Here is a 24,831-nt window from a genome sequence, read left to right as displayed (position 1 = left end):
AATCTAAGGTATAAATTTACATCCATTCTTCAATATAAATATATGCTTTTTATTAATCCTAAAGACCTTTTAAATCATATTTTTCTAAGAAAATTTTTAGCTTAGAATAAATTTGTTCTGCTCCGCCAATCTTATTTGATTCAATATTTAAAGCCAGTAATGGTTCATGTAGTGATATTCTAAGTAAAAACCATCCATCACCATTTGATTCATTACAATTAACTCTTATACCCTCGAAATTATTTGGTGCTACAGACCATCCATCAATACTTCTAACATGAGAATCTAAATCTTTTAATATATCTTCTGCATATGGTCTAAAATCTTCTTTATTAATACCTATTCTAACTTCTTTTTCTTCTTTTGCTTCTTCAAGATTTTCTATCAATTCTTCTATAGTCTTTCCTTCTAAGGATAATTTTGCTACTTTTATTAAAATTTTAGCTATTAAGTATGCTCCATCATCTAAGAAATAATTTTCTTTTAATGCTGCATGTCCAGATGTCTCTATAGCCAAATGGCATTCTTCGCCTTCACTATTTAATCTTATAGCTTCATTTATTACATTTTTATACCCTCTTTTAAATCTATGATGTCTTCCTCCTAATTCATTTATGAACTTAGCAAGACCTTCAGAAGTAATAGAATCAGTTACTATAGCTGTTTTTGGATGTTCTTCTAATATTATTGATGATATAACAGCTATAAGAGCATTTTTATTTATTGGTTTTCCATTTTTACCTACAATAGCAGCTCTATCTACGTCTGTATCAAATATTATTCCTAAATCACTCTTATTATCTAGCACAGCTTTACATATGCTTTCCATTGCTTCTTTATTTTCAGGGTTTGGTATATGGTTTGGGAACATACCATCTGGGTTCAAAAACTGACTACCTGTTGTATCTGCTCCCAGTATGTGTAAAACTTTTTCAGCAAAGAATCCTCCAGCTCCATTTCCTGCATCAACTAATATCTTTAGTCCAGAAAAAGGCTTTTCATAATTTTTACTTGAATTTACACCTATTCTAATTTTATCTATTAATAAATTAGAATAGTCTTCTATTAAATTTTTTACTATAACTTCACCTTTTTTACCAACTTCTTTACAATCTACACTAACATTCTTAACGGCTATATCCAACATTTCTTTTATATCAGTTTTTTCTAGTCCTCCATTTTCTGTAAAAAACTTTAAACCATTATAGTAATATGGTAAGTGACTAGCTGTAATCATAATCGACCCATCAGAATTATATCCCTCCATAATAGTTGTCATAAACATTGCTGGAGTTGTAGCAATATTACAATCAATTACATTACAATTGTCATTAGTTAAAGTTTCAATAACAATACTTCTAAATTGACTTCCTGTTATCCTAGAATCAGTTCCTATAGCAACGGTCACTTTCTCTTTCTTAGTCTTTTCTTTTAACCAAATATGAAACGCTTTAGCTATTTTTCTTACTTCTTCTACAGTTAGATTAACTTCCTTAGAATCATTTTCATATGCTATTCCTCTAATATCAGTACCATTTTGCAGTTTATATAGGTCTCCCATAAAAAATTCTCCTTACTTAACTAAAATTTTTATTAAATATTGTAAAATTTATTGTTTCTATTCAAGCCCTTTATTATGAAACAGAAACATCTTATAAATTTATATCGTTACTTTATACTTTCCTTTAGCTCTTTTATTTTGTCTTTATATGAAGTTGGAGGTTTGTCATTAAATAAAGCTGAAGTACCAACAACGTATATATCTACTTTTTTACCATTCATAAGTTTGATAGTATCCTTATTTATATTTCCATCAACCTCTATAAATGGAGGATTATCATAATCTTTTAGTATATCTGTAAGTTTATCCAACTTATCCAATACAGAAAAATTAAACTTTTGACCTGCAAATCCTGGATTTACTGTCATTACTAAGATACCCTCAACTAAATCTATATATTCTTCTATTTTGTCCACACTTGTTTGAGGACTTATTGCTAAGACTGGCCCTATACCATAATCTCTTAACTTTTGTATATCTGCTTTTACATCTGTACTTGATTCTACATGAAAAGAAATATATTTTGGCTTTATATAAGACATCATATCGATATACTTGTCTGGAGTTTCTGTAGCTAAATGAATGTCTAAAGGTATTGTTGTATTTTCACTTATTGACTTTAATAGTTCTGGACCCATAGCCAAGTTTTTAACGAATATTCCATCCATAACATCACAATGAAGTAATTTCACATCTGCTTCTTCAAGAGCTTTTAATTCCTTTTTTAAATTCATTTGGTCTGCACACATTATTGAAGCACAAATAATAGACATAACTTTCCTCCTTGTTATAAATTTTAGATACTTATAAGTTTTCTTTTTCTATGTCATCAATCATTTGTAATCTTCTTGCATGTCTTTCTCCATTATAACTTGAATTTAACCATTCTTCAACAATTCTCATTGCCAATCCTTTTCCAACAACTCTTTCACCTAAACAAAGTACATTTGTATTGTTATGCTCTCTAGTAGCTTGAGCTGAGAAACAATCTGAAACAACAGCAGCTCTAATTCCTTTAAACTTATTTGCTGCAATAGACATACCAATACCTGTTCCACAACAAAGTATACCTAAATCTGATTTTTTACTTTGAACATTTTGACTTACTTTCTTTGCATATATTGGAAAATCTACACTTTCCTTTGAATTTGTACCTACATCTTCAACTTCTATACCTTTATTTAATAAGTTTTCTTTTATAAATTCTTTTAATTCATAACCACCATGGTCGCATCCAATAGATATCTTCATTAAACAGCACCTCTTTCATGATTTTTCATTTCCATTTTTAATATTTTTCAATTATCGTAAAAATAAAGCTGTCCCATTGTAGAAATTTCTTTCTATTTTTAAGACAGCTTTAATTGATTTATATTAAATCAATTTATTATTAGATATATTTATATCTATAATAATTCTTTTATATTTTTTACTATATCTTCTGTAGTTAATCCATAATGCTTTAATAAATCAGCTGGTGTACCTGATTGACCAAATACATCTTTAACACCAATTCTTCTAATTACTACATCTTTAGTTTCTGCTAAAGCTTCACATACAGCTGAACCTAAACCACCTATTATGCTATGCTCCTCTGCTGTAATTACTTTCCCAGTTTTCTTAGCAGTTTCTTTTATCAATGCTTCATCTAATGGTTTTATTGTAGACATATTGATAACTTCTACATTTACACCTTCTTTAGTAAGTTCTTCTGCTGCTTCTAAAGCTTTTGCTACCATTATTCCTGTAGCTATTACTGTTATATCAGAACCTTCTCTTAAAACAGTTCCTTTTCCTATTTCAAATTTGTAATTTTCACTGTTTATATCAGGAGTTGCAGCTCTACCTAATCTTATATACACAGGTCCATTATAATCAATAGATGCAAGTATAGCTTGTCTTGCTTCTAAAGCATCTGCTGGATTTAATACAACCATATTTGGTATACCTCTCATTAGAGATATATCTTCTATAGCTTGATGGCTACCACCATCTTCTCCTACTGTTACTCCTGCATGAGTAGCTGCTATTTTAACATTTAAATTTGGATATGCTACAGAGTTTCTTATTTGTTCATAACCTCTCCCTGCTGCAAATATTGCAAAAGTACTTGCAAAAGGTATTTTACCACAAGTAGCAAGACCTGCTGCTGTACCAATCATGTCACCTTCTGCTATCCCCATATCAAAAAATCTATCTGGAGCAACTTCTTTAAATGTTATACTTTTTGTAGCTTTTCCTAAATCTGCATCTAATACTACTATATCTTTATTTTCTGCAAGTTCTTTTAACACTTGTCCGTAAGCTTCTCTAGTTGCTATTCCCATTCTTATAGACCTCCTTCTAAATCTTTCAATGCTTGTTCTGCTTGTTCTGCATTTGGAGCTGTTCCATGCCATGCAGCATTATTTTCCATAAATGAAACACCTTTACCTTTTACTGTCTTAGCTATTATTACAGTTGGTTTTCCTGTAACTTTTTTAGCCTCATCAACTGCATTTCCTATTTCTTCAAAAGAATGTCCATTTACTACCATTACATTCCATCCAAAAGATTTGAATTTGTCATCTACTGGATTTACATTCATTACTTCTTCATTAGAACCATCTATTTGTAATCCATTTAAATCAACAAATGCAATTAAATTATCTAATTTGTAATGTGATGCTGTCATTGCAGCTTCCCATACTTGACCTTCTTGGATTTCGCCATCACCTAATATAGTATACACTGTATAGTCTTTGTTATCTAATTTTCCTGCAAGTGCCATACCATTTGCTGCAGATAGACCTTGACCAAGAGAACCAGTAGACATATCTATTCCTGCTACTTTTTTCATGTCTGGGTGACCTTGTAATTTAGAACCAAATTTTCTTAATGTTATTAGTTCTTCTTTTGGGAAAAATCCTTTTTCTGCTAATGTGGCATATAAAGCTGGTGCTGCATGACCTTTTGATAGAACAAATCTATCTCTATCATCCATTTTTGGATTTTCTACACATACATTCATTTTCTCAAAATACAACACTGTCAATATGTCAGCGATTGATAATGAACCACCTGGATGTCCGCTTTTAGCTTCTGCAACCATTTTTATTATGTTTTTTCTAATGTTATTAGAATGATCTCTAAGAGTGCTCATACTTTCTTCCTCCTGTTATTTTTTAAGACCTTACATTTCTTATCCTACAGTAGATTTTACAATTTTTTTTAAAATAATACAAATGTTTTTTTAAGATTTTACTGCTACTTTTATTTCTTCTCCGTTCATTAAAGCTGTAATACCCTCTTTAAATTCGTCTAAACTAACAGTTCTCGTAACTAAAGCTTCTGTATTTACTTTTCCACTATTCATTAAATCCAATGCTATAATCCAAGAACTAGGCTTTTGTGATCTACTTCCTATATATTGTAATTCTCTTTGAACTATTGCATCTTGGTCCATTTCATTTAGTTTCTTAGCAAATATTCCAACTTGAACAAAAGTACCTTTTTTTCTAAGTAATCTTAAAGCTTCATTAACTGCTGGCATAAATCCAGAACAATCAAAGGCTTTACTTACTCCATTTCCATCAGTCATTTCATTTACTACATCTGCTAAATTTTCTTCCATTACATTTACTGTTCTATCTACACCAAGATTTTTAGCTATTTCTAATCTTTCTTTATCTTTTGTAACTCCAGACATTATAACTGTAGCACCTTGAGATTTAACAACTTGAGCTAATAATAAGCCGATTGGTCCTGGTCCTATTATTAAAACTGTATCGTTACTTTCTATAGTAGTCTTTTCAAGAGCTGCATGAACACAACAAGCTAGTGGCTCTGTAAGAGCTGCTGATAATAAAGATACATTTTCAGGAAGAACATGTATACTTTCCTCTCTTGATAATACATACTCAGCAAAACTTCCATTTACTTGAGTCCCAATACCTTTTCTAGTTGAGCATAAGTTATAATCTTTAGTTGCACAGTATATACAGCTCTCACAAGTTGCAAAAGTAGTTTCTGATGTAACTCTATCTCCTACTTTTATATTTTTAACATCTTCTCCTATTTCTACAACAATTCCAGAAAATTCATGCCCTAATGTTACTGGAGCTTTTATATTTGCATATTCTCCTTTAAATGAATGTATATCTGAACCACATATACCACTATATTCTACTTTTATTTTAACCTTGTCTCCTGTAGCTTTTGGCTCTTCTACATCTAAGACTTCTACATTATCATAGCCTGGTTTAGTTTTAACTACTGCCTTCATTATTTTTCAACCCCTTGTGGTAAAATTAATATCTTATTAAATTCTTCTTTTCTATCTCTTATCATCTCAAAAGCTTTGTAAGTGTCTTCAAGTGAAAATCTATGAGATACCATTTCTTTTAATTTTATTTTTCCTTCATTAACTAGGTTGATTCCTTTAGTCCATTCTTGCCCTGGGAATGGTGCAGAATAAGAGTTCCAGAAACCTTTTAATTCTAGTTCTTTTCTAAATATATTTTCAAATGCTTCTTCTGATAAAGTTATATCTGAGTATGCTATTCCTAAAAATCCTATTTTACTTTTCTTTTTAGTTATAAGTAAGCACTGTTCTTGAGTTATTTTTGAACCTGCACATTCAAGAGCTATGTCAACACCTTTTCCATCAGTAAGTTCTTTTATTTTTTCTACTGGGTTAACATCTTTAGCATTGATTATTATATCAGCCCCTAATTCCTTTGATTCTCTTAATTTATTCTCAGATATGTCAACTGCTATAATTTTTCCTGCTCCTGCTATTTTAAGTCCTTGTATTACTAATTGTCCCATTGTTCCACTACCCATTACAGCTACAGTGTCTCCAACTTGAACACCTATATTAAGTACTCCATGCATAGCAACTGCTAATGGTTCTATCATAGCTGCATCTTCAAAATCCATGTCTCCTATTGGTAATACATTTGTGGCTTTTATATTTGCATACTCTGCAAAAGCTCCAAAAGTCTTAGCTCCTAACATTCCATGGTCATCACATAGTGAAAATAATCCTCTTTTGCAATATTCACATTCATTACAAGGTATAAAAGGAATTGCAACTACTCTATCTCCAACTTTTACATTCTTTACATCCTTACCAACTTCAGCAATTACTCCAGAAAATTCATGTCCTGGTATAGCTGGAACTGGATATTTCCAATGTTTTAATACTCTTGGAGGATCTGACCCACATATTCCTGCTGCCATAACTTTTATTTTTACTTCATCACTTTCACATGGTTTTATTTCTATATCTTCAAATCTCATATCATTTGTGCCATGTAATACTGCTGCTTTCACGATAAATCTCCTCCTCTTGTATTTTGTATTTTTTAAAATTTTATAAAAAATATTACTCTTTTCTAGTAGCTGCTAAATGTTAAATTTTCGCATACTTTACTAAAAAAGAGTAATCTCTATTAACTACATATTAGAATATTCCAAATGAAGAAACTAATTGAGATAATTTCAATATTCCCCATTTTAGCAAGTTACCACCTGTATCTATACTTGTAACCATTGTTGTTCCTTCTGGCATCATGTTTGCTTGTTGTAATAATTGTGTATGAACATCTGCAAAGTTTGTAGCCATATAAAGTGATATAGCTATTACTATAGTTCCTGTTATAACTGACTGAACTATATTACCTTTTCTAAAGCATACTATAAATGCCATATAGAATGGTATTGTCGCTAAGTCTCCAAATGGTAGAACTTTATTTCCTGGTAATATAACTGCTAAGAATAGAGTTATAGGAACAAGTATAAGAGCTGTTGATATAACTGCTGGATGCCCAGTTGCTACTGCTGCATCTAGTCCTATATAAAGTTCTCTGTCTCCATATTTTGCTTGTAAGAAATCTCTTATTGATTCTGAAATTGGAATTAGACCTTCCATTAATATTCTAACCATTCTAGGCATAAGTAACATTACTGCACCCATTGATATACCTACATTGAATATTCCTGCTACATCATATCCAGCAAGTGCTCCAAGTATTATACCTAATATAATACCCATCATCATTGGTTCTCCAAAGATACCAAACTTTTTCTGTATAGAATCTGGGTCTGCTTGTATCTTATTTATTCCTGGTATTTTTTCAACAAATTTTCCTACTAAATATCCAAGTGGAGCAAATGAAGCTGTTGAACCAGTTGGTAGTGCTATACCTTCTAAATCATAAAACTCCTGGACGTTTTTGGCTGTTTTTTCTGCAATAAATAGTACTAATAATTCCATTAATATCGCACAGAATATAGCCCAAAGGTAACTTCCTGTTACTATATATCCAACTGCACCTGCTACTATAAAGTGCCAATAGTTCCATATATCAACGTTTAATATCTTTGTTTTATTGAAGTATAATAATAGTAAGTTTACTAATAAACAAACTGGTATTAATATTGGTGCAACTGGTGAAGCCCATGTTGCTGATGCTGTTGTTGGCCAACCAACATCTATTACTGTTAAGTTAAGTCCAAATCTTTCAACCATTCCTTGAGCTGCTGGCCCTAGTGTTGAAGTTAATAGGTTTACAACTAAGTTTATACCCACAAATCCTATACCAATTGTAAGACCTGACTTTAAAGCTTTTGTAAACTTAATTCTAAATATCATTCCTAAGACTACAATTGTTATTGGTAGTATTACTGTTGGTCCCATGTTTAAAATGTATTGTACTACTGCTAATAATTTATCCATTTATAAATCCTCCTTTTTCTGTTTTATAAAATATGATTTCAATGTATTTATGATAGGATTATTTTAAAGCATCTAATATTTTCTTATCTAATGCTGCTGTATTTACTCCAGTTATATAAGCTGTTGCTTTTATTGCTGGTATATTATAAGTTGTTGGTAATATAGTTGTTGATACTATTAAGTCTGCTCCATCTTGCTTTGTTGCACATTCAGCTATTTTGCATTGTATAACTTCTGCTTGTATATTGTTTTCCTTAACTAATCTCTCTACCTTGTCACAAACTACTGTTGATGTTGCTATTCCTGCTCCACATGCTACTAATATTTTTTTCATTTTTATTTCCTCCCAATGATTTTATTTTTCTATTTTTTATTTTTAGTACTTTTCTTTTTTATTTTTATAAAGACTTTATTGTCTTTAAAACTTCTTCTTTGTCAGTAGAATTTATTAACTTGTCAACTAACTCTTTATTTTGCATAATTCCCATCAACTCTGTTAATACAGATAATTGACTATGTGGTTGATTAAGACCTAATACAAAAGCTAAATTTACAGGCACTTTTTCATCTTGGTCTTCCATAGAACTAAATACTACTGGTTCATTAAAAGTACAGACTGCTATAAATTGCTCTTTTATATATTCTGCATCTGTATGTGGTATGGCTACTCCATAGTCACCTAAATTTAAACCTGTCGGAAATACATTCTCTCTTCCTAATATTTTTTCTCCAAATTCTTCTTTTACAAAGCCTAGTTCAAAAACTTTATTATGTATTTCTTTAAAGAAATCTTCTTTTGTTTTACACTCCATTTTAAGGTTTATAACTTTATCACTTACAAAATTTATAAACTCCATATTTACACCTCCTAATTGCACTTATCTTATATCTTGTTTTTCTTGCCTTTATATAAAGCATGCCGCGTGCCAAAAAGTGGCTTTTTTTGTGAAATAAAAGAAAATGTTTTCCCTAAAATGCTACTCTATTATAGGATTTTACCCAACTTTCATTGATAAATTTTTTTTAATTTTTATTTTAATTTTTACTTGTTAATCACTTAACTAACCATACTTTTTTATATTTTTTGTGGTTTTTTTTGTTACAGAAATGATTTTTTTGTTTTTTATTACTGGTTTTTTATGTTTAATAATCTTTTTATGTAATTATTTATTCTAAAAATAGTTTATTTTTCATATTTTCTTCATCTATTCTATTTTTAGATGAATGAATTTTCATATAATTGTCCAATAAAATTCATTTTTAGCATAAATAAATTCATCTATTTTCTTTATTAATGTAATAAAATCAAGATGTCAACATGAAAACTTAATATGAAAAGGTGGTAAACTATGAAAAGAAAAAATTTATTTAAGATTGTATTTTTATGCAGTGTATTATTCGTTTTCGGAATTTTTGTAAATCGAGTCTTTGCAAATCAAAACAAATCAAAACCAACGCTAGATATCTCTATAAATGGTTATGATATAACACTTTCTAAAGAAGGTATTTTTAATAGTCAAAATGTAAAGCAGCTTAATTCTACTACCCAAAATAGCATAGCAGTAAAAAACAATGATAAAGCAAGCATTGTAAAAATAAACGACAAAGAAATCGATATATCTAAAAACTCTACTTTTGAATTGAAAGAAATAAGTAGTTCCTCAAAAATAAAAATATCTGTTATGTATAAAAATGAAAGTTCATACAGAAATTATTATATAAATTCTCTTTCAAAAAACTTTCCAAAGTATAATGTTACTGCAAATAGCCCTTATGATGGTGATTATTATCTTACTACGCACAACGAAGAACATAATTTTGTATTTAAATTAAACAATGATGGAAATATAATTTTTTATAAAGAGGTTGAATCAAATCCTTTTGACTTTAAAAAAATAACTACAGAGGATGGTAAAATTAGATATGGGTACTTACTACAAGATAAAGATTCAACAAAAAGAATAAATGCTGTTGGATATTCACCAACTTATCTTGTAATCTTAGATGAGAACTATAATGAAATAAATAAAATTACTATGGAAAAAAGTAAAAATATAGATGCTGGTACTGAATTAGAAAATCATGATTTTATATATATAAATGACAATCACTATATTGTTTCTAGTTATCAAAAAGTTAAAGCAACAAATATTCCATCAAGTTTAAGTAAAGGAAATTCACCTTATGTAGTAAATAGTGTATTACAAGAGATAAAAGATGGAAAGGTTGTATGGCAGTGGGAAAGTACTGACAATCAAAAACTATATTCAGAAAGCGTTGAAAACAATACTTTTAGCCAAAAAAGTGACTCAGCTTTAGATTATGTACATTTTAATTCTATGGCTATTGACCCAAATGATGGAAACTTAATTTGTTCATTTAGAAATCTAGATGAAGTTATAAAATTAGATAGAAAAACAGGAGAGATTCTTTGGACATTAGGAGGATTGGGAGATGAGTTTAACTTAACAGATAATCAAAAATTCTCAAGACAACATAATGCTAGAATTACAGAAGATGGATACATAACTCTATATGATAATGGCGTAAAAAATCAAGCTACAAGAGTTGTTAAAATAAAATTGGATGAAGAAAATAAAAAAGTTACCGAATATAATTCATATAGTATAGATGACTACTATAAATATATGGGGTCAGTTCAAGAAATAGATAGCGATAAAAATGTGTTTTTGATTGGTACTGGAGGAAAAGCTGGAGAAAGCCAGGATTTAGTAGCTATGGAAAAAGACTTTTCTAATGACAAAATTTATTTTAAATTCTCCTTTAAAAGTGGTGAAAGTATGTATAGATGTTATAAAATTCAATAACAAATTTATCTAATATAAAAAGCAGGTGCCAACTCTTATGTTGTTGTAACACCTGCTTAAATATTAGAAAATCACTATAATACCATATTATTGGTATTTTCCTGTCTACAGTTTTTAATTTCTTATATTCACTAGATAATCCTATTTATTTGGTCTATGCATAAACTATTATAATACATATTTTCTCTTTTAGTACTGTCCTTTATTAACCCATAATTATATGTATCTGTATAATTCTAAAATATTATAAATTAATATAAAAAAATTATTATTTGTCGTATGTATTAAGTTAAGTTGTTAAGGATTTGCTATCACAAATCTTTGGTCTTCACTAGGAGAAACACCTTTTTGTTTTTCTATATATTCTGTTATTATATCCGTAATTTTAATATTTGTCTTATCACATTTCTTAATATATTTGTCTGGAACGCTATAATCCATAACAGCAATTGAATATGATTTGTTTAAATCTATAGAATCTCCTTCTGCTGTTGTAATCTTTTTAATTCTTTTACCTGGTTTATCTGTTGGAGAATACTCCATTTTAAGCCCAGAAAAATAATAAAACCATCCACTATTGTTGTTATCCACAGTTATAGAGTGTTCTAAAGTGTTAAGGAGGTCTTTACCAGTCATACTTATCTTCCATAGTGTTCCAGTCTCTCCATGCTTTAAATCAGGAAATATTCGTTGTATATCTGTTGTTGTAACATCACCTTTATAAAGCTTAGCGCTAACTCCCTTACCATTATAGCGTCCATCTTTACCATTATCTAAAAACAATGCAATTTCACATCCACTTTTCGCACACATAGCATCTGTTATAAGGTTTCCTGTTTCAATCATAGAAAAATCTTTTTTAGCATTTCCAATTACTTTAGGACTTATAGCTTTTGAAGAAGATGTGTTCTGTTTATCAACCATTTTTATAACATCATTTTTATCTAATGTCCCATCTATCATTCCAGCAAGACCTTCACGCAATGAGTCTTGTATATTTTTAAAAGTAGGAAAAACAGCATATCGTCCATGTTTTAAAGCTGGTAATAATGGTTCTATTTCAGGTTCACTTGGTAATGGCATCCCTTTTAAACTTGAAAACATGCCACCAGCATCACTAGATAATGCTTCTTGCCCTTCAGGAGTGCTAATATAATTCATCAACTGCATTACTAAGTCATATTTTTCTTTATTTTCTGATTCAGTTAAATGCTTATTAAGACCAATGTAACAAACCATATATAATCTAGCCCAATCTCCATCTTCACCAGGACTAAAAAACGGCATAAGTGCAAATTCATCAGTAGACCCAGTTTGTTCAAAAGCTGAACGTGCCAGTAAATTAGAGTCTTCTGTCATAGCACATTGACGAGTAAACAACATATTTTGGCTATCTTGATAGTGTAGATTTAAGTCATTCTTCTTCAGTACCCCTTTTTGGATAAGTTCTTGAAAAACATCCAAAGAAGGTTTGAAATGATCACCAAAACTTCCACTTCCATTATTATAATTATCAAGCCATTTAGCATCTTCAGGTTTACTAAAGCTATTTGCATAGTTAAAACCAATAAATGGTGTATCTAAGACTTCTTTATTTCCAAGACTAAGTTGTAAGGAACGCATACCTGTCTTCTCAATTTTTTGACATAATTCAATGAATTCATTATAATTTTTAGGCACATCCCAACCATTTTCTTCAAATAACGTTTTATTATAGACAATAGCACGTATAGTTGCAGGTCCTGGTAAATAATAAAGCTTTCCATCTCTAGTAATAGGCTTAAGCATGGATGTATTATACTTACTGGTAAACGTCATACCAGATAAATCAATAAGTCGGTCATCCCAATATTCCTCTCCTACATCTAGTGGCCAAGTCATAACTATATCAGTTAAATCATCATGCTCTAAACGTGCTTTATATTCCTCTGCTAAAGTAGTATTGGCTGTGTAGTTCCCAACTTGAACAATATCAATATTAGGAAATTTTTTTTCAACAGCTTTTTCAAAGTTATTAATTGAAAAAGCATACTTAACCAAAATAGTAATAGGAGTTCGATTATCTTGGGTTACTTTTTGTGTTAGAATATCTTCTGTTTCATTTTTTGTACACCCACAAATTATAAAAGTTACAAAAATACTAAGTAAAATTAATACCAAAGATAGTTTGATTTTATAAAAGTGCCTTAAATATTTAAGCTTCAAACATCGTAACATATAGTATCACTCCTCATCATTTTTTGGTAACCCAAATAAAAGTTCTTCAAAATTTGAAATTGGCATTGGTTTTGCAAATACATATCCTTGAATATAGTCACAACCTATTTCTTTTAGCATTTTTACTTGATTATACTCTTCAACACCTTCTGCCACAGTAGTCATAGAAAGTGATTTTGCCATAACAATGATACTGCTTACTACAGACTTAGTACGACCATAGTTGTTTTTAGTATTTCTAAAAAATATCTTATCTAATTTTAATGTATCTACAGGTATATCCTGTATAAGATTTAGTGAAGAATATCCACTTCCAAAATCATCCATAGAACATCCAAATCCCATTGAATGAATTTCATCAATAATGGCAGATAAACGTTCAGTATCTTCATATACCATATTTTCTGTCAGCTCAATCTCAATATACTGTGAAGGCACACTATAACGTGAAAAAATTTCATAATACTTATCTAAAAACTTTTCATCTTTTAATTGAATCCTTGAACAGTTTACAGATATTTTTACTAAATCTTTACCTTCATTTAGCCATCTTTGCAAAGTCATACAAACATTTTCAAATACCCATAAATCTACATTTACAATAAATCCATTTTTCTCAAACAATGGGATAAATGCGTCTGGATAAATCATACCTTCTGATTTACTAATCCAACGAACTAATGCCTCTGCTCCCCCTATTTTCTCATTTTCAGTCATATATTTAGGTTGTAGATATACTTGGAATTCTCCTTCTTCTAAGGCACTTTCCATCATATCCTCTAACTGTTTTTCACGTACTAATTGTTGACGAACCTTTTCATTATAAATAGAATACTTTATCTTATTATTTTTAAAATCTTTTGTAGAATCACGCAATGCAAGTTTTGCGCGGTCAGCCATGTACGGAAATTCCATAGAAGTATCTGTAATTATAAAAACACCAAATTGTATGGAAAGAGAAGCCCACTCAAACCCATATTTTCCAGAATTTTTCATAATAGCATCATACCAATCTTCAAATCTTCTAGTAAGAGAAGAGTCCTCACTATATGATATGAGTATACAGAAGTTATCTGCAAACAATCTTCCCATACATTCATTAGGAGCTAAAAGAGAGGTTATACCATCATACACTCCTCGTAATATAGAATCTCCTGCTTTTCTTCCAAACTGGTCATTTAGCATTTTAAACTTTTCAATATTCATATATACAAGTGCATATTGTTCAGAAGATTGATTTAATAAGTCATCTGAGATATTATAAAATTTCTGTATTGTATTTCCTTTAGTCACAGTATCTACATAGGCAATCTGTTCTAAGTTCTTCTTATGTCGATAAAAAGATATTATCAAAGCTATTGTAAGAATTGCAAATGCTAATGTTATAAAACCACATAATAATAATGTAATCTTTAACAATAAGTTAGATTTTGCATTTACTACAGATACTGGCACAAAAGTTAACAAATACCAATTTTCCTGTCCAATAGGAATATATACCATATATTCGTGTGAACCATTTAATTTAAACCCAATTTGCCCACTAAGATTATTGTTTATATCATTTTTCATCTTGCTGAAGTCACTATTAGAATCTAACTGAGATTGGCTTATAGTGTTCAGTATATTATACCCTGTTTTTTCAGCAATAGGAGATGATGAACGAACTACCACTGTACCATCTTTATTGATAATATGTGAATATGCTTGATTGTTAAATGAAGTCATAGATAGCACTTTATCAAAGGCTTCAGGAGAATAACTTATCGCAAGTGCAACTATATTTTTATTATCAATCGACACATTATCTAGTGGGACAGCAAAAACTATACATTCTTTATTATCTATCATTTGTGACACAGACATAGATTCTTTCTTATTTATGACAGCATCTTGAAGGTATGCATCACTGCTAAGAGAAACTGATTCGCCATCAGAATTATATGCAACTCCATTTTCATCAATCATCATAATATCTTGACAATTCCAATATTTTTTTTGAGAATCCATTATAGGTTTCGCTTTCTGAAAGGAATCTATATTTGTATTTTTTATCATTAATGCTATTGTATCTAATATAGAGTAGCTGTCATCAATAATCTTACTCACATTACTACCTATTCTATTAGATATTTCTTGAAGATAGTTGCTACTTTCTTCTTGCACAGTGTTTCTCAATTTACAATAGTATTTAAAACATATTACACCCATAAAAAAACATACAACTATGAATACTATCGCTATTGTCCTAACCATTTGTGTGCTGTTTAACGTTTTTCTTTTTACACTCATATAATACCCCTTGAATAATAAATCTAAATATGTATTAATAATTAAAGACTTCCGAATTTAACTTAAACTTAGTAAGTAATTTATTGTATAATACAAGTTTAGATTAATAATTAAATACCTTCATTTATACAAAAACCGTTATCTTCTACTATACTACTTAAGAAAACAAGAATTTAATATATTCATTTCTAATCTCATAATAATCATTTTTTGAAAATAAAAGCTTAATAGTTATTTTTATTAATTTATAATTTATAAAAGATTGTTTAATATTCTATTAATGATTAAAAATAATTAGACATTAATTTCTTAATATAGTAACCTATCCTTATTATAGCTTCTATATTTTAATTTTGGAATAGTTTAGATATTTTTTATATTTATATATAATAATATCTTGATTTTTTTAGAAATCTATGTACCATATATTTCTAAACATACCCAAAAAACTTATAATTTACCCATATTTTATTAATATATTTATTTTTTAATAGATAATAACAATACTATAAAAATAAAATAACAACACTATTAATAAACATTATTTTATAAGAAGTTATCCATAAATAAAAAAAGGTTAATACTATAAAATCAAATAAATTGATTTTATAGTATTAACTTTAAGGTTGAACAATTAATTAAATAGAATAATCTCTTTTCAAACTCCTACTAAAATTAATTATTTTTATTTTGTATTTTTATATTAAGAGCTAACTTAATATCTTTTTTATCTCATTTTTATCTTCAGTATTTAATAGAACTTCTAAAGTATGCTGGTCATTAATTTTTGAAAACAAGCTTCGTATCTCTTTTTTGTTATTTTCTTTAAGGGCTAATAATACTACTAAATCTACCATAAATTTATTATCCCATACAATAGGTTTATTTAACCGTGCTATGGCTATTGCAGGTTTTATAACGTTTTCTGGAAGTCCATGTGGTACAGCTACTTTTGAACCCATCACAACACTTCCCATAGCCTCTCTTTTATATACACTTAAGATATACTTTGAGTCTACATAGCCACCTTCTTCAAGCTTTGAAACAAGTGTATCAATTATATACTCCTTTGAAATTCCTTCAAAATTGTATAAAATCAAATCTTCATGTATTAAGTTATTCAATTGATTGTCACTATTTAAAGCTGGCGGTTTATTATTTAAGTGTTCTAAGACTTTATTAATACCATTTTTACCAAGTACTTCATTATAAGAAATAAAAGGTACATTTTTGTAATCTATATCAATAGTTCCACAGATAGCAATGATATTGTATTCAGCTTCAATATCATTTAACTCTTCTTCTAAATTATTATTTAAAAAAGCAATTGGCTTCACTTCAATTGAAGTATCATATTCCTTAATTTGTTTTTCTATATGCTCCTTTAAGTTTAAAGCGGTACCCACACCACTCAAACACAATGTAATAATTACATTCTTCTTTCCATATTCATTTTTTCTATAACTAAACTTATTTGTATTTATCATGGCATAATTTTTATTTTTCTTTAAATCTGCTATTATACCATCTAAACTTTTCCCTTCAATAGTTGCAAGTTTTCCTGCCTCCATTGCCAATAATGTATCTACTCTATTTACAGTTTTACATCTAATTCCAAGTCTTTTTTCAACCTCATCACCAAGAATTACTAAAGAACCCATATCAATTAGAACTAGAATCCCTTTCCTAGCTTCTATCTTTTGAAGTTCTTCTAATACATGTTCTATACCTTCTGATGGTGAATCTGTAAGTGCTATTTCTATACCTAATGTACACTCTATACCAAGAATATGATTTACGACATTAGACATTTCAATACCAACTTTACCATGTGTAACTATTACTACTTTTACTTTATCTTTTATACTTTCATCATTATAACAAAATTTATTTATATAATAAGCTAAATATCCAAGTTCATCTTCTGGAAATGTTACTTGTGTTAAGTCTTCTACTATACCCATTATATATCTAGATAACTCATATTCCATTGGCATTGATGCTTTTATTTTATCTAGACTTGGATTTATTATAGTTTTTCCATCTTTTATCCTTCCTATAGCATGTTCGATATGAATTGCTAGAGCTAAATATAGTCCCTGATTTACATGTTTAAACTGCTCTTTAATAAATATTATTACCTTATCCATTATCTCAAGTGTAGACTCTTTTAATTGTCCACCCCAGTCTATTCTGCTTCTTCTGTCAGACAAGTTTTTATTATTTTTAATAGCATTAAACTTTTTATCCAACTTTTCTATAAATGCATTTTTTAATTCTTCTTCAGAAAAACATTTACTCTCCAGAACCTTAAGTTCTTTTTCTGCATAATTGTATATCTCACTTATTTCATTATCTGATAAAATTCTATTTTTTCCACTAACCAATTCACTAATATCTATATATATATCTTCAACTGAGAACTCAGAATACTTTTCATTTTCACAATTACAATCATAATACCCACTTTTTATATAATCCCTTAAACTATCTAAATCTATAATTACCTTATCACTAGAAAATATTGACTTACTAAAAGCCCTAGCACAGGTTACTTGTATATCACTCTTTAACTGACCTATATTTCCAGTACACTTATAATTCATTAGTGCGCACATAACTTCTTTAGTTATTATAAAATTCTTGTTTACTCTTTTTGCTTCTCTTTCAAAAAACTTTATTATTATCTCATATCTTTCAGACTTTGGTCTTTCACTCATATTAGGTAAATTTATTACCATTGGTATACGTCTTCTAAAAGTCTGAAGTAAATTAGAATTTGGATTTTCTGTTGTAGCACTTATTATGAGAACATTTGCCTTTCTAGTAGAACTACTTTCTCCTAATCTTCTAAATTCACCTCTATCTATTAATGAAAATAGTATCTCTTGCCCAGCAGCAGGCAATCTATGAATTTCATCTAAAAATAAAATTCCATTATCGGCCTTTTCTACAAGACCTTCTCTATTTGCATCTGCTCCTGTATATGCACCTTTTACTACTCCAAAAAGTTGAGCTATCAGTAAATTAGGATTTTCTGCATAATCTGCACAGTTAAATACTATAAATGGGCTATTTTCTTCTTTGATATTATTTTTCACAGCATATTTATACATACATGTGGCTAGTTCACTTTTTCCTACACCTGTTTCTCCATATATTATAGTGTGAAGACCATTAGGAGGATACATTATTGCTGACTTAGCTAAGTTTACCTTTTCTTTTAGACTTCCCTTTATACCTATCAAGTCTTCAAATCCATCTTCTTCTACAACTTTGCTTACCTTTACATACTTTCCCGATGACGCTAAGTCTTTGTCTTTAATACCACCCTTTGACTGATTTAAATTTTCTTCTTTTAATAATTTTGACACTGCACTTCTTGATATGTTATATCCATTATCTATTAATATCTCGGTTATTTTTCTTTCAGACATCTGAGGGTTTTCACTTACAATTTTTGATATATCTTTTATTAAGATTTTTTTTCTTCTTTCTCTTGAATCTAAAATATTATTTTTTTTTCTTACTGCTATAACTTCAGACCTAGCTACATCTAACATTTCAGCAAGTTCTTGGTCAGTATATGGATTTTTTTTGTCTTCTCTTTCTATTTCTCTTAATATTTTATCCATCTTTCGCCTCCTCACTTAAAAAATTAATCTATTTCAATATATTATACACCAAAATAAGACTAGGCAAAATAGCCTAGCCTTATTACTTAGAATTTCCATAATAACCTCTTTAATATACTCATAATCACACTTTGTAATTATAATTTTAAAGACGCACCTTCCCAATCCTTCATAAAGCTATCTATTCCTTTGTCTGTCAAAGGATGCTTAATCATTTGGTTTATAACTTTAAGAGGAACTGTTGCTATATCTGCTCCCATTCTCGCAGCTTGTAAAACATGTATTGGATTTCTAACACTAGCAACTATTATTTGAGCCTCAATACTATTTACACTAAATATATCAACGATTTCTTCAATTAAATCAAGACCATTTTGTGATATATCATCTAATCTTCCAACAAAAGGACTTACATATGTAGCACCAGCTCTAGCAGCTAAAAGAGCTTGTCCAGCAGAAAAAATAAGTGTAACATTAGTCTTTATGCCTTTGCTTGATAGTACTTTTACTGCTTTTAAACCTTCTGCTGTCATAGGTATTTTTATAACTATATTTTTATGTATCTTAGATAACTTTTCTGCTTCTTCTATCATTCCTTTATGCTCTAAACTTATTACTTCTGCACTTATTGGTCCATCTACTATTTCGCTTATTTCTTTAACTACCTCTATAAAATCTCTACCTTCTTTAGCTATTAGTGATGGATTAGTAGTCACTCCACATATCACACCTAAATCATTTGCTTCTTTTATCTCTTCAATATTGGCTGTGTCTATAAAAAATCTCATTAAAAAATCCTCCATAATTACATAATTAAAATACGTGCTAAACACAAGTATATAATATCATAAATTACCTAAATTTTACAGTTCCATTGTCTATAGATTCAACTACTGCCAAAGACTCCAGTCTTACATTATTGGCCTTTAAAAGCGCCCCTCCAGCTTGGAAGCCTTTTTCAATAACTATTCCTACTCCAACTAGGCTTGCCTCTGCCTGCTCAATTAAATCTTTAAGTCCAAGAGCAGCTCTTCCATTTGCAAGGAAATCATCTACTATTAGTATCTTCTCACCTTTATTTATATACTTTTTAGAAACTTTAACTGAGTATTCCTTTGCCTTAGTAAATGAATATACATTAGTTTCATATACATCTTTATCCAAGTTTTTAGATTCTGATTTTTTTGCAAATACTACAGGTGCATTGTCAAAATACTGTGAAACAATTGATGCTATAGCTATTCCTGAAGCCTCTATTGTAAATATTTTATCTACCTTTTCTCCTTTAAATCTCTCTTTGAACTCTCTTCCTATTTCATTTAAAAAAGCTACATCAATTTGATGATTTAAAAAGCTATCAACCTTTAGTATATCATTTCCTGAAACACTGCCTTCTCTCAATATCTTCTCTTGTAAAGCCTTCATTGGACTCCCACCTAACCCTTTCTAAAATTAAAAATTATATTAACAAAAAATTATATTTGCTTTAATTTTGCTATGTATTATCAGTATCTTATATTAAAATACTAAAAAAGCTCCTGTCTATATCATAGACAGGAGCTTAAAATTCAAAGTAATTAACTTAATATATAATTTAAAATAAGTATAAACTATATCTTCTTCACTCCTGTAGTCAAGCTATTAATGGTAGCTTAGTAGAAACATTTGAACCATATTATCAAAAATATACAGGTAAATATATTAATTTATTCTTTTTAATTATATATTATAATTCTCTATTATTCAACAAATAATTCAAACTGTGTAGAATAATATCCTATAAATAATTTATAAGAATTCAATTTTTTCAAGCAAATTTACAAATTTTCCATAGATACATAGCTTTTTTCAATATTATCTAAAAGTTCATCATCATTTATATTAGCTATTTTAGCAATGGCTTTTTTTACTCCATCAGACTTTATCAATTCTTGTAATTCAACACTTTGAGCATCTTCACTATTATTATAATGAAGTGCTGCACCTATTCCAAGAATCAGATTGTCAACTGATAATCCATATGACTTTGCTGTCATTAAAGGTTTAATCAATCTATCTTTGTCACTTAATTTTCTAAGTGGCTCTCTTCCAACTCTAACTACATCATCATTAAGATATGGATTTTTGAATCTATTTAGAATCTTTTCAATATACTTATAGTGTGCTTTGGAATCAAAGTTATATTTTTTAATTAAACCTTCTCCACTTTCTACCATAGCGTTTTTAACTATATTGCAAATGTATTCATCTTTTATACTTTCTTCTATAGTCTTATATCCTTTTAAATATCCTATATAAGCTGTTATAGCATGTCCTGTATTTAGTGTAAACAACTTACGTTCTATATAAGCCATAAGATTCTCAGCTAAATTCATTCCAACTATATTTGGTATATCTCCTTTAAATCCTTGTTTTTCAACATTCCATTCATAGAAATTCTCAACTGTTACATCAAGAGGATTTTCATTTTTGCCTGGAGGAACTATTCTATCAACTGAACAATTTGGAAAACCAACATACATTTCTAAATAGTCTACTTCTTCCTTATTTAAATACTTAAGAACTTCCTCTTTTAGTGAAGAACTTGCATATATTGCATTTTCACAAGCTATTATATTTAATTTACTTGTTAAGCCTTTTTCTTTTCTAGTTTTTATACCTTTTGCAATTGTAGAAGCTATTTTAGTTAAAACTAAAGGTCCGACTGCTGTAGTTATTATTTCAGCTTCTACAATTTCATCTATTATTTCTTCTTTTATAGATGAAACTGCACTTATATTATCAATTACTTCATCTATACATTCCACATCTCTTATGTGTATAGTATATTTTTTATCTTTATTTATCGAATTTAATATTTCTTCATTTACATCAGCAAATACTACATGATAACCTGATTTAACTAATAAACCTCCAATAAATCCTCTTCCAATGTTTCCTGCTCCAAACTGAATTGCCTTTTTCATTTTAAGTTCCTCCTAAGATTAGTTGGCAAAAGCTTCCATAAAAGCTTGTTTGTCATTTGAATTTTTTAGTCTTTCTGTTAAATCATCATCCAAAACGATTGCTATATTAGATAATATCTCTAAATGTTCATCTCCAACACCAGCTATTCCTATTAATAAGTAAGCTTTTTCTCCATCAAAATCTATGCCATTAGGAAATTGTAATATAACTATTCCTGAAGATAAAATTTCTTTTTTAGCTTCATTTACACCATGTGGAATAGCAACACCCATTCCCATATATGTAGTCATTACTTTTTCTCTTTCTAACATAGCTGGTATATATTCTTCTTTTACATATCCATTTTCAACTAATTTTCTTCCTGCTAAAGTTATCGCTTCTTCCTTTGAAACACTATCTAATCCTAAAAATATATTATTCTCATTTAATACTTTACTCATAATATCAACCTTCCTTTTTTAATATTAATTTTATTTATCTATAAATGTTTTTAATCTGTTTGTATAAAAATTAAAAACTATATCTTTTACTTCTAATATCATTTCTTCTATAGAAAATTTATTTATTTTATTAGTAAAAACTATATTGTCGATTAGTGAACCACTTATTTCACTCATTATTTGTCTTTGATAGCTAGGTGAATTTTTAGGAAGCAACATAAAGACTACATTATCTATTTCTTCATTTGAATCTAGCATGATTTTGTTTTCTAACTTTATTATTGCTAACTTCATAATATCTATTCTTTCACTCATACAATGCAACAATAAAATTTTTGATTCTTCTATATATGGAATTGAGATTTTTAATCTTTCTTCTAATGCTTCTTTTATAGATATTATATCTTCACTAGACTTTGCAAATATCTTTGATGAATCTACAATAAGCTCACTTAAATCTTTACTTTTAAATTTTTCAAATTGAACTTCCTCTAAAAATTGAAGAATATCTTTTCCTATATTCATACTTTCTGCTATCTGCTCATAAACTTTATTCTTATTTTTAGTATCGGTTTTTACATTTAAATTAATTAGTTTATTTTGAGCTATAGATTTTATTTTTTCCTTGATTATCTGTTCATCCTCTAAACTCATAAATGGACCTACACATATATAATCTAAGTTTGTATTTAACTCAACTGTGGACACAATTAAGTCTACATCTTTTTCCCTTAAATACTCTTCATCTATGTTTATAGCTGAGATGGTTTCAAGTATGTTTAAGTTAGGAAACTTATTTTCAATCTTAGTTGATAAGAACCTTGAAGTACCTATTCCAGTTGGACATGCTACAACAATATTTATATTGGTATACATCATTAGGTTTTTTTCTATGGCTGATGCAAAATGCATTGCAATATATCCTATTTCAGATTCAGGTATTGAATTTACATTTAGCTTGTCTTTTATAATTTTAGAAATTTTTTCAACACCATTATAGGCATATGAATACTTAGTTTTTATTTCTTCTAAAAGAGGATTTCTTATTTCTAAGCCCATATTTAATCTATTTATAGAAGGACCTAAGTGATTAGCCAAGTCTTTAAACAATCTTTCATCATTTTTAAGACTTATTTTAAATTCATCTTCAGCTAAATCTATCATCTTGTTTGTAATATCCATTACTTCTATATCATCTAGGTTTAAAGCTTTATGATTTGAGGATGACCTTTGCTTTGCACCTCTGATATGCATAGTTATATATCCAACCTCATCTAATGGTATGTCCATATTAAAGTCTATTTCCATACCCTTTACAATTTCTTGAGCTAATCTAAATTCTTCTGTCATAGATAATTCTTTTAGAAACTCTTGGTCCATAGTTACATTTTCACCATTTTTTATTCTCTGTAAAGCCAATGAGATATGAACTACAAGACCTATATATGCACTATCAGCTAAATTTACATCTAAATCTGAAAGCTTCTTTGTTAATGCACTTTCAACTTTTCTTATTATGCACCTGTCCATTAAGTTTAAAAGTCTATTTTCACTTAAAATTTCTATTGCTTTATCCGTCTGTATGTTCTCACTTATATTTCTGACCATATCTAATATTTCTTTTTCATTGAATGAATCATATATAAGATTTACATATGCTTCTCTAAAGCTTTTTTCTTGACCTTTTAGGTACACACCAAGCCCTGGTTTTCTAACAAGCTCAATATCAAATCTTTCTAGCCATTTGCTTGCTGAAGCAAAATCATTATTAAGTACCCCTTCTGATACTTTTAATATTTTTGCAAAATAATAAGATTTTACTGGCTCGTTAGAAATCAGTAGCTTTGATAATATAATTAAATTTCTTTCTTCCTTACTATATTCTTTTTCTATTTTTTCTTCTTCTAATAACTCAATTATAAAGTTTTGATTTTCTATATTTTCTTCTAATATTAACCCAACTCCTGGTTTTTTTACAAAATTAAAATCATTTTCATCAAACCATTTTTCAATTCCAGACATATCTCTAAGCACAGTTCTTGAACTTAAATCTAACTCACCTGCAATCTCAGAGATAGTTATTGGAATATTTTTTTTTGAGTTTTCTACTATCATTAGTATTATCTTTTTTTGTCTAGATGTAATCTTCTTTTTTTTCAAATTATCCACT

19 protein-coding genes and 1 riboswitch are annotated in these 24,831 nt (G+C 28.8%); of the genes, 1 reads left to right on the top strand and 18 read right to left on the bottom strand.

Annotated features, from left to right (window positions below; all coding sequences use genetic code 11):
- Positions 1–58 precede the first annotated feature (58 nt).
- From Q3223_RS02820 to Q3223_RS02775, 10 genes are all read right to left on the bottom strand, one after another.
- Complete coding sequence (locus Q3223_RS02820) at positions 59–1,561, bottom strand: phosphomannomutase/phosphoglucomutase (protein ID WP_223152849.1); 1,503 nt, start codon at positions 1,559–1,561, stop codon at positions 59–61.
- 107 nt (positions 1,562–1,668) lie between these two features.
- On the bottom strand, positions 1,669–2,334 hold the full coding sequence (locus Q3223_RS02815) for a ribulose-phosphate 3-epimerase (RefSeq protein WP_407811557.1): 666 nt from the start codon (positions 2,332–2,334) through the stop codon (positions 1,669–1,671).
- 31 nt (positions 2,335–2,365) lie between these two features.
- A complete protein-coding gene (rpiB, locus tag Q3223_RS02810) occupies positions 2,366–2,812 on the bottom strand; it encodes a ribose 5-phosphate isomerase B (protein WP_054277101.1) in 447 nt (148 codons plus the stop codon).
- 155 nt (positions 2,813–2,967) lie between these two features.
- Positions 2,968–3,888: a transketolase family protein gene (locus Q3223_RS02805; protein ID WP_074178380.1), complete on the bottom strand. Its 921-nt coding sequence runs from the start codon at positions 3,886–3,888 to the stop codon at positions 2,968–2,970.
- A 2-nt stretch (positions 3,889–3,890) separates the two neighbouring features.
- Entirely contained in the window at positions 3,891–4,703 is an 813-nt protein-coding gene (locus Q3223_RS02800; RefSeq protein ID WP_054270924.1) for a transketolase, read from the bottom strand.
- A 90-nt stretch (positions 4,704–4,793) separates the two neighbouring features.
- Positions 4,794–5,825, bottom strand: a complete 1,032-nt coding sequence (locus Q3223_RS02795; protein ID WP_054277103.1) for a zinc-binding dehydrogenase — start codon at positions 5,823–5,825, stop codon at positions 4,794–4,796.
- Positions 5,825–6,877 (bottom strand): galactitol-1-phosphate 5-dehydrogenase, encoded by a 1,053-nt coding sequence (locus Q3223_RS02790; protein ID WP_054270926.1) that lies wholly within the window; start codon positions 6,875–6,877, stop codon positions 5,825–5,827. Before Q3223_RS02790 ends, Q3223_RS02795 begins: the two co-directional genes overlap by 1 nt.
- Before the next feature lie 130 nt (positions 6,878–7,007).
- A complete protein-coding gene (locus tag Q3223_RS02785; protein ID WP_054270927.1) occupies positions 7,008–8,282 on the bottom strand; it encodes a PTS galactitol transporter subunit IIC in 1,275 nt (424 codons plus the stop codon).
- A 58-nt stretch (positions 8,283–8,340) separates the two neighbouring features.
- A complete protein-coding gene (locus Q3223_RS02780) occupies positions 8,341–8,616 on the bottom strand; it encodes a PTS sugar transporter subunit IIB (RefSeq protein ID WP_021385190.1) in 276 nt (91 codons plus the stop codon).
- A 64-nt stretch (positions 8,617–8,680) separates the two neighbouring features.
- Positions 8,681–9,139, bottom strand: a complete 459-nt coding sequence (locus tag Q3223_RS02775) for a PTS sugar transporter subunit IIA (RefSeq protein WP_021385161.1) — start codon at positions 9,137–9,139, stop codon at positions 8,681–8,683.
- Positions 9,140–9,631: 492 nt separating this feature from the next.
- Between Q3223_RS02775 and Q3223_RS02770 the strand changes: the two genes are divergently transcribed.
- On the top strand, positions 9,632–11,110 hold the full coding sequence (locus Q3223_RS02770; RefSeq protein ID WP_223152847.1) for an arylsulfotransferase family protein: 1,479 nt from the start codon (positions 9,632–9,634) through the stop codon (positions 11,108–11,110).
- 297 nt (positions 11,111–11,407) lie between these two features.
- Here the strand turns inward: Q3223_RS02770 and Q3223_RS02765 are convergent, their stop codons facing one another.
- The 8 genes from Q3223_RS02765 to Q3223_RS02730 all read right to left on the bottom strand — a co-directional run bounded on the left by Q3223_RS02765 (position 11,408) and on the right by Q3223_RS02730 (position 24,830).
- A complete protein-coding gene (locus Q3223_RS02765; RefSeq protein ID WP_054270929.1) occupies positions 11,408–13,327 on the bottom strand; it encodes an extracellular solute-binding protein in 1,920 nt (639 codons plus the stop codon).
- Positions 13,328–13,333: 6 nt separating this feature from the next.
- Positions 13,334–15,619: a GGDEF domain-containing protein gene (locus Q3223_RS02760; RefSeq protein ID WP_054270930.1), complete on the bottom strand. Its 2,286-nt coding sequence runs from the start codon at positions 15,617–15,619 to the stop codon at positions 13,334–13,336.
- Positions 15,620–16,329: 710 nt separating this feature from the next.
- Complete coding sequence (locus Q3223_RS02755) at positions 16,330–19,254, bottom strand: sigma 54-interacting transcriptional regulator (protein ID WP_054270931.1); 2,925 nt, start codon at positions 19,252–19,254, stop codon at positions 16,330–16,332.
- A 137-nt stretch (positions 19,255–19,391) separates the two neighbouring features.
- Complete coding sequence (fsa, locus tag Q3223_RS02750; protein ID WP_003423115.1) at positions 19,392–20,042, bottom strand: fructose-6-phosphate aldolase; 651 nt, start codon at positions 20,040–20,042, stop codon at positions 19,392–19,394.
- A 64-nt stretch (positions 20,043–20,106) separates the two neighbouring features.
- Positions 20,107–20,679: a xanthine phosphoribosyltransferase gene (locus tag Q3223_RS02745; RefSeq protein ID WP_054270932.1), complete on the bottom strand. Its 573-nt coding sequence runs from the start codon at positions 20,677–20,679 to the stop codon at positions 20,107–20,109.
- A 185-nt stretch (positions 20,680–20,864) separates the two neighbouring features.
- Positions 20,865–20,966, bottom strand: a riboswitch (purine riboswitch).
- A 105-nt stretch (positions 20,967–21,071) separates the two neighbouring features.
- On the bottom strand, positions 21,072–22,220 hold the full coding sequence (locus Q3223_RS02740) for a mannitol-1-phosphate 5-dehydrogenase (RefSeq protein ID WP_054277110.1): 1,149 nt from the start codon (positions 22,218–22,220) through the stop codon (positions 21,072–21,074).
- Positions 22,221–22,238: 18 nt separating this feature from the next.
- Positions 22,239–22,661 (bottom strand): PTS sugar transporter subunit IIA, encoded by a 423-nt coding sequence (locus tag Q3223_RS02735; protein WP_021385085.1) that lies wholly within the window; start codon positions 22,659–22,661, stop codon positions 22,239–22,241.
- A gap of 30 nt (positions 22,662–22,691) precedes the next feature.
- The gene (locus Q3223_RS02730) at positions 22,692–24,830 is read right to left on the bottom strand and encodes a BglG family transcription antiterminator (protein WP_284182107.1); all 2,139 of its coding nucleotides are present in this window, start codon (positions 24,828–24,830) and stop codon (positions 22,692–22,694) included.
- Between the last annotated feature and the right edge of the window lies 1 nt (position 24,831).

This window comes from Clostridioides sp. GD02367, from assembly GCF_045900275.1.
GTDB lineage: Bacteria > Bacillota > Clostridia > Peptostreptococcales > Peptostreptococcaceae > Clostridioides > Clostridioides difficile_A.
This window is presented reverse-complemented; position numbering and strand designations above follow the sequence as displayed.